At 58.9% G+C, this 13,690-nt stretch carries 10 protein-coding genes and 1 pseudogene; 8 read left to right on the forward strand and 3 right to left on the reverse strand.

From position 1 onward, the window contains the following. Positions 1–187: 187 nt before the first annotated feature. The 3 genes and pseudogenes from WGT02_RS37325 to WGT02_RS37335 all read left to right on the forward strand — a co-directional run bounded on the left by WGT02_RS37325 (position 188) and on the right by WGT02_RS37335 (position 2,031). Positions 188–471, forward strand: a pseudogene (locus WGT02_RS37325) (DUF1330 domain-containing protein). 145 nt (positions 472–616) lie between these two features. Beyond that, positions 617–1,393 carry a hypothetical protein gene (locus WGT02_RS37330; RefSeq protein ID WP_024316571.1) on the forward strand — a complete coding sequence of 259 codons (777 nt, stop codon included), beginning with the start codon at positions 617–619 and terminating at the stop codon, positions 1,391–1,393. Further along, positions 1,390–2,031: an RES family NAD+ phosphorylase gene (locus WGT02_RS37335; protein ID WP_024316570.1), complete on the forward strand. Its 642-nt coding sequence runs from the start codon at positions 1,390–1,392 to the stop codon at positions 2,029–2,031. The genes WGT02_RS37330 and WGT02_RS37335 overlap by 4 nt, the downstream gene beginning before the upstream one ends. A gap of 111 nt (positions 2,032–2,142) precedes the next feature. Here the strand turns inward: WGT02_RS37335 and WGT02_RS37340 are convergent, their stop codons facing one another. Then, on the reverse strand, positions 2,143–3,096 hold the full coding sequence (locus tag WGT02_RS37340; RefSeq protein ID WP_208245588.1) for a sulfonate ABC transporter substrate-binding protein: 954 nt from the start codon (positions 3,094–3,096) through the stop codon (positions 2,143–2,145). Between the two features lie 96 nt (positions 3,097–3,192). Here WGT02_RS37340 and WGT02_RS37345 point away from each other — a divergent pair, with 96 nt between their 5' ends. After that, positions 3,193–3,618 (forward strand): hypothetical protein, encoded by a 426-nt coding sequence (locus WGT02_RS37345; protein WP_208245586.1) that lies wholly within the window; start codon positions 3,193–3,195, stop codon positions 3,616–3,618. Positions 3,619–4,148: 530 nt separating this feature from the next. Here WGT02_RS37345 and WGT02_RS37350 read toward each other — a convergent pair. Beyond that, positions 4,149–5,060 (reverse strand): response regulator transcription factor, encoded by a 912-nt coding sequence (locus tag WGT02_RS37350; protein ID WP_040680806.1) that lies wholly within the window; start codon positions 5,058–5,060, stop codon positions 4,149–4,151. Then, positions 5,053–8,439, reverse strand: a complete 3,387-nt coding sequence (locus WGT02_RS37355; RefSeq protein WP_208245584.1) for an ATP-binding protein — start codon at positions 8,437–8,439, stop codon at positions 5,053–5,055. The genes WGT02_RS37350 and WGT02_RS37355 overlap by 8 nt, the downstream gene beginning before the upstream one ends. A 217-nt stretch (positions 8,440–8,656) precedes the next feature. Between WGT02_RS37355 and urtA the strand changes: the two genes are divergently transcribed. From urtA to urtD, 4 genes are all read left to right on the forward strand, one after another. Continuing rightward, the gene (gene urtA / locus WGT02_RS37360; protein WP_208245582.1) at positions 8,657–9,949 is read left to right on the forward strand and encodes an urea ABC transporter substrate-binding protein; all 1,293 of its coding nucleotides are present in this window, start codon (positions 8,657–8,659) and stop codon (positions 9,947–9,949) included. A 200-nt stretch (positions 9,950–10,149) separates the two neighbouring features. Next, a complete protein-coding gene (gene urtB, locus WGT02_RS37365; RefSeq protein ID WP_208245580.1) occupies positions 10,150–11,769 on the forward strand; it encodes an urea ABC transporter permease subunit UrtB in 1,620 nt (539 codons plus the stop codon). Next, complete coding sequence (gene urtC / locus WGT02_RS37370) at positions 11,766–12,929, forward strand: urea ABC transporter permease subunit UrtC (protein WP_024316564.1); 1,164 nt, start codon at positions 11,766–11,768, stop codon at positions 12,927–12,929. Before urtB ends, urtC begins: the two co-directional genes overlap by 4 nt. 5 nt (positions 12,930–12,934) lie before the next feature. Beyond that, on the forward strand, positions 12,935–13,690 hold the full coding sequence (gene urtD / locus WGT02_RS37375) for an urea ABC transporter ATP-binding protein UrtD (protein WP_024316563.1): 756 nt from the start codon (positions 12,935–12,937) through the stop codon (positions 13,688–13,690).

Consider the following 13,690-nt stretch of genomic DNA (forward strand, 5'->3'; position numbering starts at 1 on the left):
GCGCGGCTTGCGGCGAATCCTCGCGAGACAGGACATATCTGCAAAGGTGCGCCTCCCGAGGGTCGAGCTGGTCGAGAAGCTCAAGACCGGGGAGCGCATGGTGAAGTGGCGGCACTTGCCATAAGCCGCGTCACCACATCCCGCAAGACACGCCTCTAAACTTCAAACTCATTAGATGGAGACAGTCATGTCCGCCTATCTCGTTGTCGACCTCGACATTCACGACCCTGAAGCAATCGCAGATTACCGCTCGAAGGCTCTGCCCTTGGTGGCAAAAACTGGCGGCCGCCTCATCGCTCTCGATGACGCCCGCTCGAGCTCGAAGAATGGCAATCAACCAACATGTTGATGATCGAATTTCCGGACATGGATGCCATCCGCAGTCTCTTTACGTCCCCCGAATATGCGCCACTCGCATACCAGCGTCAGGCTGCAGCAGGTTCGCGGATCATTGCCTTGTGCGGCGTGTAATGCCATTCGCAAGAGAACGGCAGCGCCGTTTTCGATCGCGTGTGGCAGCTTTGCCATGATCGCGGGCCTGGCCGAACACTTGATATCGACACGGCGTGACATAAGTGATATGGAAGATTAATCACTAAACTCATGAGGCTCCAAAATGCAGCCACTGTTCGACCATGCAATACTGATAGATGACCTGGCTTCACCGGCGATCCCCAGTAAGGACACAAGTGCTGTCCAGGCGAAACTATCGGCTGCGATTTTTGAGGCCCTCGGTTCTTTGCGGAAAGGCAAGACTTTGAGGGTCGGAGGAACTGAGCAAGAGCTACAGCGGTTCGCCAATGCGGTGGCCGAAATCGCATTCGGCGACTCCGTCATTCTGCGTCTCCACCGGAATTTATCCGGGGCCGGCAAGGAGTCTGTGAAAACTTTCGCTGACGCACTGGTCCGGGTAAGCGGTTCGGTCGAAGAGAATCGACTGGAAGCTGCCATAGGCAAACTAGCGGAAGTGCTTTTGCCGGACGAACTCGAAGATGCGCGCGGCGTGCTTGCGGCAGACAATCTTGCGTTACGTGATCGCTTTGTCCAGGAGGTGCCTCAACTAAGTAGTATCGATGTTGGAAAGCAGTCTGGATCCAGCGCAAAGAACAGCTACGCAACAGCAGCGCGCTGGAAGAAGAATGGCGAAATCATTTCCGTTCAGCATCGAGGCTCTGAGTTTTTCCCGGCGTTTCAGTTCCAGGACGGCCGACCGCACCCAACCATAAAGCAGGTTCTGGCGGCGCTTCCTCAATCCATGACAGCCTGGCAGAAGGCGTGGTGGTTCGTGTCGTCGAACGGCTGGCTGGAAGATGCCGCACCTATCGATCTCCTCGACAATGCGGACGCCCTGGTGGCTGCGGCGAAGAAGGAACATGAGGAGGTTATTGGGTGAGGGGGAACAGTGTTCCTCCTCCACCGGCTGCATTCGCGACCGTCAATATCGCGACGATCAGCGCTGGATCGGTACTTCATCGGACACATGCATCTGCGTTTCGTCCGGGTCAGTTCAATCCGTGCCTCGGGCAACCGACCAGATTTGCGCCGTTCGCAGACGCGACTGGCACATGTGTTCCATCGCTTTATGCGGCGACCAGCCGGGAGGCTGCCGCGTTCGAGAGCATATTTCATGATATTGCTCCTACTGCGCGATTTAAAACCATTCGCTTGGGCACGATCCAATCGCGGAGCGTCAGCAGAATCGTTCCAAATAAAGACCTTCCTGTCGTCAATCTTTATTCCCCCGACCTCAAAGCCTGGGGTATCGCCCGCACGAATTTGATAGAGACACCAAAGTCGGCCTATCTGAAAACGGTCTTGTGGGCGCAGGCTCTTCACAGAGCGTATCCCGATATCAAAGGCTTGATCTGGACGTCGCGCCAATGCGATCCGGAGAGCTGCCTGATCTTTTTTGGAGACCGTCTCCGAGAGAGCGACTTTGATGTCTTGGATTGTATCGATGTAGCTACAAATCCCAACCTTCTTCTCGAGTTGAGGGGCTGGGGTAAGCGCGCAGGAATTACGATTATCTGACGGTCGTCTCCCAGCTGGCGGCCTTCAACCTTTTCCCGAAAGTCTGCGAGTCCCGACAGAAGCGGAACTCTTTTATCTATCGGTCAACGCGACGCATGCGGCAGCTGGGCGTCACGCCTTGCCCTTGCGGACAACGTCGGCAATCGTCACCTTCTTGGGAATGAGCTTGAGTTTGAAAAAGGTGTCGGCGATGTCTTGCTGCTGCGCGACGACGGCGTCATCCAGGTTCTTGACCCCGTAGGACTGACGCTCGAGCGCCTTGACGAGGACAGGTTCAGGGATGCCGACCGATGGTGATAACTCTGCAGCCGCAGCCGTCGTGTCGGACTTGGTCCATTCGTCAATCTCGGAAATGGCGTCGATCAAGACATCGATCGCCTGGGCGTGGCCGTCGACCAGCGCCCTGGTGCCGAGATAGAACTGTTGATTGGGAACGATGCCCACGCCGTTTCTGAGTTCTCGCGCTTCGATCGCCACTTCCGCAGCTGCCTGGAAGGGATCCCAGATGACCCATGCATCCACCGCGCCCTTTTCGAAGGCTGCGCGACCGTCGGCCGGGGCGAGGAACGATGGCTCCACGTCCTCATAGGACAAGCCAGCTTCTTCGAGCGCCCTAACGAGCAGGTAATGCACGTTCGAGCCCTTGTTGAAGGCGACCTTCTTGCCCTTCAGGTCCGCAACAGAGTTTATGGGGCTATCCTTCGGGACAAGTATGGCTTCGCCGCGCGGGGCGGGCGGCTCGTGTGCGATGTAGACAAGCGGAGCGTTCGCGGCCTGGGCGAAGATCGGCGGCGTTTCGCCGGTCGATCCGAAATCGACAGCACCAGCGTTCAGGGCCTCGAGGAGCTGGGGACCGCCCGGAAACTCGGTCCATTCAACCTTGTAGTCGATGGGTTCAAGTTTCTTCTCCAGCGTCCCTTTGCCCTTGAGAAGCACCAGAGTCCCATATTTCTGGTAGCCGATACGTACGACGTTGTCAGCCGCGCCAGCCAGTCGAACATGCGTCAAAGGTGTCGCGATGGCACCTGCCACCACCGCAGTGAAAGCTCGTCTCGTGATTTTCATCATACCCTCCCGAATAAGACGACGCTAAATTAAAGTGTCTCTACATTTTTACTAGAATATACATACTCCCGCGTCCGCTTCTCCGGGATTCGCTTTTTGTTCTGTCCCGACAGCGAGCAAAAAGAACTGCGCCTCATGCTGATCCAGATTCTAACGCGGGGGCCGCTTGACGATGGTCTCAAATTCCTGGTGACCTTCACCGGTACTGGAAAAGCGCCTTTGATCACAGCATCCAAGAAGCTTTGCTTCACGGCGGCCATCCGAGATTGGTCCGTTGGTTCTCGGCTACAGGCGCTGAATGAAGCAAAAGCGCAAATGCTTGCCTCGCCAGGCCGGAAGGAAATCGATCAGCTCGCGGTTCTCGAGCCGTTCGCTGCCCCACCCGATGATCTGTGCGATACCAGTCCCGGCAATGCATTCCTCCAGCATCTATTTGGGGTCTGTGAACCTGAGGAGGCCGCTGGCAACCGCGACAATCTACTGATCGCGGACGAAACTCCCAATCGAGGCCTGCCTTTATGAGGATCAAGGAACTGCAGACAGCGATGCTTAGATTAGGAGTTTTCTTCGGTTGTCGATACTAAGTTTAGGGTGCCGGGTCTTTCAGTGCGTCGAGGGCCCACTCCAGCGCGATGCATGGTGGCACCAGTTGCTGCTCGATCATCACGATCTGCGGCTTGGCGTTTTCGTCTTCCAGCAGTTCGAAGCCCGGTAAGGCCTATTTTAGGCTATTGACGCTTCCCCCGCACACCTATTGATACTTTCCCCGCATTTCTATTAACACTTTCCCCACAAGGATTTTTTCCCCCAGGCTGAAGTGAACCATCATGGACGACTCTCAAAGAGGCAATATCCATGAAGAACCGAGTTCTCATCCAGGGGCAGCACGCCACAGCCGTTGGTCTCTGCTGCATGGGCTTCAACTTTAGCTACCGCCATTGGTCAGGCAACCGGTCTGCGCAATGTTTTCGGGTGAAACCTTGGAGCGATTGGATAGCGCGTTCGCGCGCTTTGCGGATCAATGCGGCTTTCTCCGAAGCATTCGAAGTGAATCACATCTCGTGCAGGACATGAGCGGCTTTGACGGCGGCAGAGGCGCGGTTTTCGACACCGAGCTTCACGTAGATCTGTTCGAGATGCTTGTTTACGGTGCGCGCCGAAAGGCCAAGAATCTCGCCAATGTCGCGATTTGCCTTACCCTTCGCAATCCATAGCAAAACCTCGGATTCCCTCTGTGTCAGCGAAAAATGCCGGCGCAGCACCTCGTCGTCGGCGCGCGCATTGTTCGCCGTGAGACGAAACAGATATTCGTCAGCACCGATCGCGCCGAGGAAGGCGAGCTGAAGCACGTCTTTGCCGGCACGCGAAACGGAGATCGCGCCGTCGCGCGCCGATCCCGAGCGGGTCTTCATCCAATCGGCAATCTTGCCGACCACGGTATCCATCGCGTCGTCTCGCTCCATTGCGGCATTGACGAGGCGCGTCGCCTGTGGCGTCGACCAGTGAATATTCCCATTGCCCTTGACCGCAAGGAGATGCCTGCCGGCAGCATCCAGCGCCACGCGGGCGCTCAGCGCCGAACGCGCGTTGCGTAGATGGACTCCGATGCGGGCGCGCAGCTCATCGATGTTGATCGGCTTCGTCAGGTAGTCGACGCCTCCGGATTCGAGAGCACGAACGACGTGCTCGGTCTCCGTCAGCCCGGTCATGAAGATGACGGGGATCTGACTGATCGCCGGGTTTGCCTTCAGTTTCCTGCAGGTTTCAAATCCATCCATGGATGGCATGACCGCATCCAGCAGTATGAGGTCGGGGGTAATGCGCTCCACGATATTTAGCGCCGCCGATCCCGACGTTGCTATCAATACCGAGAATCCGGATTGTTCCAGAGCGTCGGTCAGGAACCCCAGTGCTTCCGGCGAGTCATCCACCAGCAGAACGATGTCGCGCGGAAGCTCAGCCAAGGGTTTCTACCTTCTTATCAAAGCGATGCAGGAAATTCATGAAGCCGTTGAGATCGAAGGCGGCAACATAAGTACGGAGGTCATCCGTAAATGGCTGATTTGCCTCCACCTTGGCAAGGTCGGCGAGCTTTGCCTCGATGCCCCTGATGTAGCCGATCTCGGCGAGCCGCAACAATTCCTGCAGATGCGCGGGTCCCGGGCTCAGCAACGGCCGTTCATGCTTGGTGGGGGTAGGCGGGGTCGCCTCCGCATAGAGCCATTTCAGGCCCAGATGGAGTGCAAGCTTGTCACGCAGCTGCTTGATGTCGACCGGCTTGCCGATGGCATCATTGTGACTGTCGTCGCTGTCGCGGTGAGCGGCGGCATCGCCGATATTGGCTGACAGCATGACGATCGGAGCGACCTGGCCATGTGCGCGCAGGCGCGAAACGAGTTGCCATCCATTCATGCCGGGCATCAAGATATCGACGAGAAAAAGATCGGGCTGGATGCCTTCGATTAAGGTCAGGCAGTCGGCGCCGCTCGCGGCAGTCAGGACGACAAAGTCGAGAGGGACAAGAACCTCGCGCATCATTTCGCGGTGGTCTTCATTATCGTCCACGACGACAATCGTACGACGCGGCCCGTCGTAACTGATGATCTTCTTCTCCTGTGGTGGGACGCTCATTTCGCGAAGCACAGCCGAAAGCATAAGCCGAACGCGAAACACCGTTCCACGGTCCCTCTCGCTGCTCACCGAGATTTCGCCGCCGAGCGTGTTGGTCAAAAGCCGCGTGATCGTCAGACCAAGACCGAGGCCGGGCATCGGCCGGATGCTGTCGGCCTCGCCACGCTGGAACGGCTCGTAGATGCGGCTCAAGTCCTTCTCGGCGATGCCGCGGCCAGTGTCGGTGACCGTGAAGGTCGCCACCTGGCTGCGGTATCCGACGTCGAAGGTGACGCTGCCCTCGTCGGTGAACTTGATGGCGTTGGAGAGCAGGTTGACGAGAATCTGGCGCAGCCGCTTCTCGTCGGTGCGCACAAATTGCGGAAGGGCCGGCGAGCGGTCATGACGGAAGGTCAGTCCCTTGGCATGTGCCTGCGGGCGGAACATGTCGACGATCTGATCCAGGAAATCCTGGATGTTGATCTCGTTGGAATAGACCTGCAGGCGCCCGGCTTCGATCTTGGAAATATCGAGAAGCCCATCGATAAGACCAGACAGGTGCTCGGCGCTGCGGCGGATCACCTTGATCGAGGATTGCCGCGGGGCGGGGATCGTCTCGTCGCGCTCGAGGATCTGCGCGTAGCCGAGGACGGCATTGAGCGGTGTGCGCAATTCGTGACTGAGGCCGACGACATAGCGGCTCTTGGCGCGGTTGGCGGCCTCTGCCGTTTCCTTGGCGGTCTGCAGCGCCGCGTCCGTCTTCTTGTGGGCAGCGATTTCTTTCAGCAGCAGCGTGTTCTGGCGCGAAGATTCCTCCTCGGCGACAACCCGGCTATCATGGGCAAGCACATAGAACCAGCAGACGACCCCGGCGATGACCGCAAAGACGAAGAAGACGACCAGGATGGTGCCGTTGACCACCTCGGCGGTTTCCGGCGAAGCGGCGGAAACTTGATGGGCGATCATCGCAAGGATGGCGCCGACCGCGGTGAGCGCCAGCACGACGGCAATGCCGTAGCGGCCAAGGCGGGTGGTCAGCTTCTCGACGACGGTCTCAGGCAGCACTGCCTTGGCGACCGTGCCGATCTGGGCATTCAAGCGCGCCTTCGGTTTGCACATATCGTGGCATCGGCTGTCGAGCGAACAGCAGAGCGAGCAGATCGGTGCCGCGTAGGCCGGGCACCAGGCCATGTCTTCCGGCTCGAAGGGATGTTCGCAGACCGAGCAGGTGATGTTGGTCAGGTTCTTCCAGCTGTGGCGCGGCTTGCGCGCGAGGTAGAACTTGCCCTTCGTACCCCAGGCGATCAGCGGCGAGGCAATGAGCGCGACAACGAGACTGATGTAGGGAGCCAGCGACGCGGCGATGGAGCCGAAGACCCCGAAATGCGCAATCAACGCGATGCCGGCCGACAGCGTCATGGCGCCAAGGCCGACCGGGTTGATATCGTAGAGGTGGGCGCGCTTGAATTCGATGCCGGGAGGGGCGAGGCCAAGCGGCTTGTTGATGAAGAGATCGGCGGAGATCGTGCAAAGCCATGCCATGGCGATAATCGAAAAGATGCCGAGCGTCTCCTCGAGCAGCGTGTAGATGCCAAGCTCCATCAGGAGAAGCGCAATCGCCACGTTGAAAATGAGCCAGATGACGCGGCCAGGATGGCTGTGCGTCAGGCGTGAGAAGAAGTTCGACCAGGCGAGCGATCCGGCATAGGCGTTCATCACATTGATCTTCAGCTGCGAGACCACCACGAAGGCGGCCATCAGCAGCAATGCGGCATTGTGCCAGGGGATCATGTAGCCGAACGCCGTCAGGTACATCTGTGCGGGATCGGCGGCGCGATCGACCGGTACGCCCGAAGCGAAGGTCAGGACGACCAGAAAGGAGCCCGCAAGCAGCTTTGGCGCCCCGATGATGACCCAGCCTGGACCGGCAAGGAAGACGGCCAGGCGATGGCGCCAGTTGCGCTGCTTTTCCGGCGGCAGGAAGCGCAGGAAGTCGGCCTGCTCACCGATCTGCGACATCAGCGCCAGGATGACGGCGGACGCTGCGCCGAACTCCACGAGATCGAAGGACGCGACAGTGCCCGGAGGGCCGGAGGCGTGGCGGATGCCAGCGAAGGCCCGCCAGAGATCGAACTTCTCCCAGTCCATCACGGCAATGAAAATGAAGGGAAGAACGTTGAGTACGATCCAGAACGGCTGCGTGAGCAGTTGAAACCGGCTGATAAGGCGGACTCCATGCGTTACCAGCGGAATGACCATGACGGCGCTGATGATGTAGCCGATCCAGAGCGGGATGCCGAGCGTCAGCTCCAGCGCACCCGACATGATCGAGGCTTCGATCGCAAACAGCATGAAGGTGAAGCTGGCATAGATCAGCGAGGTGACGGTCGAGCCGATGTAGCCGAAGCTCGCACCGCGCGTCAGCAGATCGATGTCGACGCCATGGCGGATCGCATAGCGGCTGATGGGCAGGCCAATCGCCAGCATGGCGATAGAGGCGACGAGGATCGCGTAGAAGGCGTTGGTCGTGCCGTAGGACAGCGTAATTGCGCCGCCGATAGCCTCAAGCGCCAGGAAGGAAATCGCGCCGATCGCGGTTTGCGAAATACGCTGGGAGGAGAATTGCCGTGCGCTCTTCGCAGTAAAGCGCAGCGCGTAGTCTTCGAGTGTCTGGTTCGCGACCCAGCGATTGTATTCGCGCCTGACTGGAATGATGCGTTGCCGCGCTGCCATGCGTTCGTGCCAGCCCCTTTGTTCCCCTTGTCATGCGTTCGTAACACGGAACGACGCAGGGCTTAAGAGTGTGGTGCAACGCAAAACTGCACATTTCGCCCCGTCTACTACGTCATATTACGTATACGGTTTCGCAGTGCAGCACCGGATAGTCCCTTAAGCAACAGTTAACTTCCGTTTTCGGTCTGTTGTCGAACAAGAAGAGGGGATCAACCAGATGAATCTCAAGTCCTATATCACGGGCGCCGCACTCGGCGCCGTCATGTCGGCTACGGCCGCATTCCATGGAGCCGTTGCCGCTGACGACACCATCAAGGTCGGCGTGCTTCATTCGCTGTCCGGCACGATGGCGATTTCCGAAACCACGCTGAAAGACGCCATGCTGATGCTCATCGACGAGCAGAACAAGAAGGGCGGCCTTCTCGGCAAGAAGCTCGAAGCCGTCGTCGTCGATCCGGCTTCCGACTGGCCACTGTTTGCCGAAAAGGCACGCGAGCTGATCGAAAAGGACAAGGTCGCGGCCGTCTTCGGTTGCTGGACCTCGTCTTCGCGCAAGTCGGTTCTGCCGGTTTTCGAAGAACTGAACTCGATTCTCTTCTACCCGGTACAATACGAGGGTGAAGAGTCCTCGCGCAACATCTTCTACACCGGCGCTGCTCCGAACCAACAGGCTATCCCGGCTGTCGACTATCTGATGGAAAAGGAAGGCGTTAAGCGCTTCGTTCTCGAAGGCACCGACTACGTCTATCCTCGCACCACCAACAAGATCCTGGAAGCCTACCTGATCGCCAAGGGCATTCCGAAGGAAGACATCATCATCAACTACACACCGTTCGGCTTCTCCGATTGGCAGACCGAAGTTTCCAAGATCAAGGAATTCGGCGCTGCCGGCAAGAAGACCGCCGTCGTCTCTACCATCAACGGTGACGCCAACGTTCCCTTCTACAAGGAACTCGGCAACCAGGGCGTCAAGGCAACCGACATCCCGGTCGTCGCCTTCTCGGTCGGCGAAGAAGAACTTGCCGGTCTCGACACCAAGCCGCTCGTCGGCCACCTTGCTGCCTGGAACTACTTCGAGTCGGTCGAAAGCCCGGCCAACAAGAAGTTCATCAAGGAATGGCACGCGTTCACCAAGAACGACAAGCGCGTGACCAATGACCCGATGGAAGCTGCCTATATCGGCTTCAACGCTTGGGTTAAGGCTGTCCAGGCTGCCGGCACGACCGACACGGACAACGTGCTCGACACCATCATCGGCACCACGGTTCCGAATCTGTCGGGCGGCTTTGCAACCGTCATGCCGAACCACCACATCACCAAGCCGGTTCTGATCGGCGAAATCCAGGGCAACGGCCAGTTCGAAATCGTTCAGCAGACCCCGGCGGTCGTTGGCGACGAGTGGTCCGACTACCTGCCGGACTCCAAGGATCTGATCTCCGATTGGCGCAAGCCCATGAACTGCGGCAACTTCAACGTTGCCACGGGCAAGTGCGGCGGCAAGGGCTCGTGAGTGATGTGTACCACCCCGTCACTCTGATTGCCTGAAGACTTCCGTCCGGTCTCTCCTGTCCGGGCGGAAGGTCCATCTGCAAAGCGCTGCGTTGACGCTTCGGACGGCCGAGCGGTCCCTCAATTGCATCGATGACGACTTGAAGACTGATTTCTCCCGATTGCGCCGGAAGGCCAACGATAACCGAGGCAAGAAAGCCGATGTGTCGCGCCATCAAGATTCTGCTTCTGACGCTCTGCCTGGCAATGCCGGCTTTTGCGACGGTGCTCAAAGCACAGGAAGACATTCACCCCCTGATCGATGCGCTCGGCGTCGGTGACTTCCCGGAACGCGAAGCGGCCATTAGGGCGCTCGTCGCCTCTGGGGATTCGCACGTCAGCAAGATCTTGCAGCAGCTCGGCGACGGCCAGCTTTTCGTAAATTCCGAAAGCGGCGGCCCGGTTCTGCTACAGGGCGGTACGGAGGATGAGCCAACCTATTCCGATCCGATCAGCGGCGAAGCGGTCGCCGACGTCGATCCGGACTACATGTCCAAGGTCAAGATCAACAACTCGCTGCGCGGCGTCATCGGCACGGCGATGAGCCAGTTGACCCTGCTGAGCCCGGATCGCGGTGAGCGGCTTGCCGCAGCCCAGGGCCTGCTCAGAGACGCCGATCCATCCAATCTCGATCTTTTGAATTCCGCGCTCGCGGATGAAAAGGACGCCGAGGTCAAGAATACCATGGAAGCGGCTCGCGCCGTGCTGATGTTGAAGAGCGACGTCAGCGCCGAGGACAAGAAGGCCGCCGTCGATACGATTGCCGACCGCGGAGGGCGCAACGCTCTGACCATCCTGACAACCGCAATTGCAACTGCGCCTGAGGAACTCAAGGTCGAGATTCAAGCCCACATCAATTCGATCAATCGTAGCCTTGCCCTATGGGACGTCGTTCAAAACATCTGGTATGGCCTGTCGCTCGGCTCGGTGCTCCTGCTTGCTGCGATCGGTCTTGCCATTACCTTCGGTGTCATGGGCGTGATCAACATGGCGCATGGTGAGATGGTGATGATCGGCGCCTATACGACCTATGTCGTGCAGGAGTACATCGCCTCGGCCTTTCCGGGGCTCGCTACGTATTCGCTGGCCTTCGCCGTTCCTGCCGCCTTCGTGTTTACCGGCTTCGTCGGTCTGGTGATCGAGCGCCTCGTCATCCGCTACCTCTACGGCCGGCCGCTCGAGACGCTCTTGGCGACGTGGGGCGTGTCACTGATCCTGCAGCAGGCCGTTCGTTCGATCTTCGGTCCGACGAACCGCGAAGTTCGTAATCCGAGCTGGATGTCCGGCGCATTCGAACTCGCCGGTCTGTCGATCACCTGGAACCGGTTGTGGATCATTGTCTTCTCGATGGCCGTCTTCGTGACACTGCTCATGCTGCTGAAGCGTTCCGCCTTCGGTCTTCAGATGCGCGCTGTTACGCAAAACCGTCGCATGGCATCGTCGATGGGCATCCGCACCGGCTGGGTCGATGCCTTCACCTTTGCGCTCGGCTCCGGCATTGCCGGCATGGCGGGCGTGGCGCTCTCACAGATCGACAATGTTTCGCCGAACCTCGGCCAGAGCTACATCATCGACAGCTTCATGGTCGTGGTCTTCGGCGGTGTCGGCAATCTCTGGGGCACGCTCGTCGGCGCGCTGTCGCTCGGTGTCGTCAACAAGTTCCTCGAGCCCTTCGCCGGCGCCGTGCTCGGCAAGATCCTGGTGCTCGTCCTCATCATTCTCTTCATCCAGAAGCGTCCGCGTGGGCTCTTCGCACTCAAAGGAAGGGCGGTGGAAGCATGATTACGGCCTTCCTTCTCCGGTCTCTCGATCGCAAGATCGTCATCGCACTCGTTCTGCTTCTGGCAGTCGCCGTCCTGGTGCCCGTGCTGAACCTGATGACGGCGCCGACGAACCCGCTGCACATCCCCACCTACATCATGGCGCTGTTCGGCAAATACCTGACCTACGCGCTTTTGGCGCTGGCGCTCGATCTTGTCTGGGGGTTTTGCGGCATCCTTTCGCTCGGCCACGGCGCCTTCTTTGCGCTTGGCGGCTATGCGATGGGCATGTACCTGATGCGGCAGATCGGTTCGCGCGGTGTCTATGGCGATCCTGTCCTGCCAGACTTCATGGTGTTCCTGAACTGGAAGGACCTTCCCTGGTTCTGGTACGGCTTCAACCACTTCTGGTTTGCTGCGATCATGGTGCTCTTGGTCCCCGGGCTGCTTGCCTTCGTTTTCGGCTGGTTCGCCTTCCGCTCGCGTGTCAACGGCGTCTATCTCTCGATCATCACCCAGGCGATGACCTACGCCCTGCTACTGGCCTTCTTCCGCAACGACATGGGTTTCGGTGGCAACAACGGCATGACCGATTTCAAGGAAATCCTCGGCTACAACGTTCAGGCGGACGCAACGCGTGCGGCACTCTTTGCCGCAACGGCAATCTTCCTGTCGCTGTCGCTGATGCTGGCGTCCGCGATCGTGCGCTCGAAGTTCGGCAAGGTTCTGGTCGGCGTTCGCGATGCGGAAAGCCGTACCCGCTTCCTCGGTTATCGCGTCGAGCATTTCAAGCTCTTTACTTTTGTCGTCTCGGCGATGATGGCCGGCATTGCAGGTGCCCTTTACGTGCCGCAGGTCGGCATTATCAATCCCGGCGAATTCGCGCCGGCCAATTCGATCGAAGTCGTCATCTGGACGGCTGTCGGCGGCCGCTCGACGCTGATCGGGCCGATCATCGGCGCCATCCTTGTCAACGGCGGCAAGACGATCTTCACGGGTCTCTTCCCAGAGTTCTGGCTGTTTGCGCTTGGTGGCCTGTTTGTCGCAGTGACCGTGTTCCTGCCCAAGGGCATCGTCGGCACGCTGGCGCAGTATCTGGGCAAGCGCAAACGGCTCCCCGCTGATGCCTCGCCCGCCAAGCAAGAAGACGGCGTTGACGCAAAAATACAAGCCGCGGAGTGAGCGCCATGATCCCCGACGTCAAACCCAACAGCGTTCTCTATCTCAACAACGTCTCGGTCTCCTTCGACGGCTTCAAGGCACTGAACGCGCTCTCGATCGTGATCGAACCGGGCGAGTTACGCGCGATCATCGGCCCGAACGGTGCCGGCAAGACGACGATGATGGATATTATCACCGGCAAGACGCGCCCCGACGCCGGCGAAGTCTATTTCAACGGTCAGACAGACCTCACGAAGCTTGATGAAGCCGACATCGCCCAGCTCGGCATCGGCCGCAAATTCCAGAAGCCGACGGTTTTCGAAAGCCACACCGTCTGGGACAATCTCGAGCTGGCGCTGAACCGCAAGCGCGGTGTCTTCCCGACGCTGTTTTATCGGCTGTCTGCCGACGATCGGGCACGCATCGATGAAATCTTGGCGACGGTGCGGCTCACACATCGTCGGGACGATCTGGCGGCTAATCTATCGCATGGGCAGAAGCAGTGGCTGGAGATCGGCATGCTGCTGGCACAGGAGCCGAAGCTACTGCTGGTCGACGAGCCGGTGGCTGGGATGACCGATGCAGAAACATCTGAGACGGCGATCCTTCTCAAGGAAATCGCCAAAACCCGCTCCGTGGTTGTCGTCGAGCACGACATGGGCTTCATTCGCGACCTTGGCGTCAAGGTCACGTGTCTTGCGGAAGGCTCGGTGCTGGCCGAGGGATCGATCGATTTCGTGAGTTCCGATCCGAAGGTGATCGAAAACTATCTGGGGCGCTGA

Origin of the sequence: Rhizobium sp. T1470 (assembly GCF_042140505.1) — a bacterium.
GTDB lineage: Bacteria > Pseudomonadota > Alphaproteobacteria > Rhizobiales > Rhizobiaceae > Rhizobium > Rhizobium favelukesii.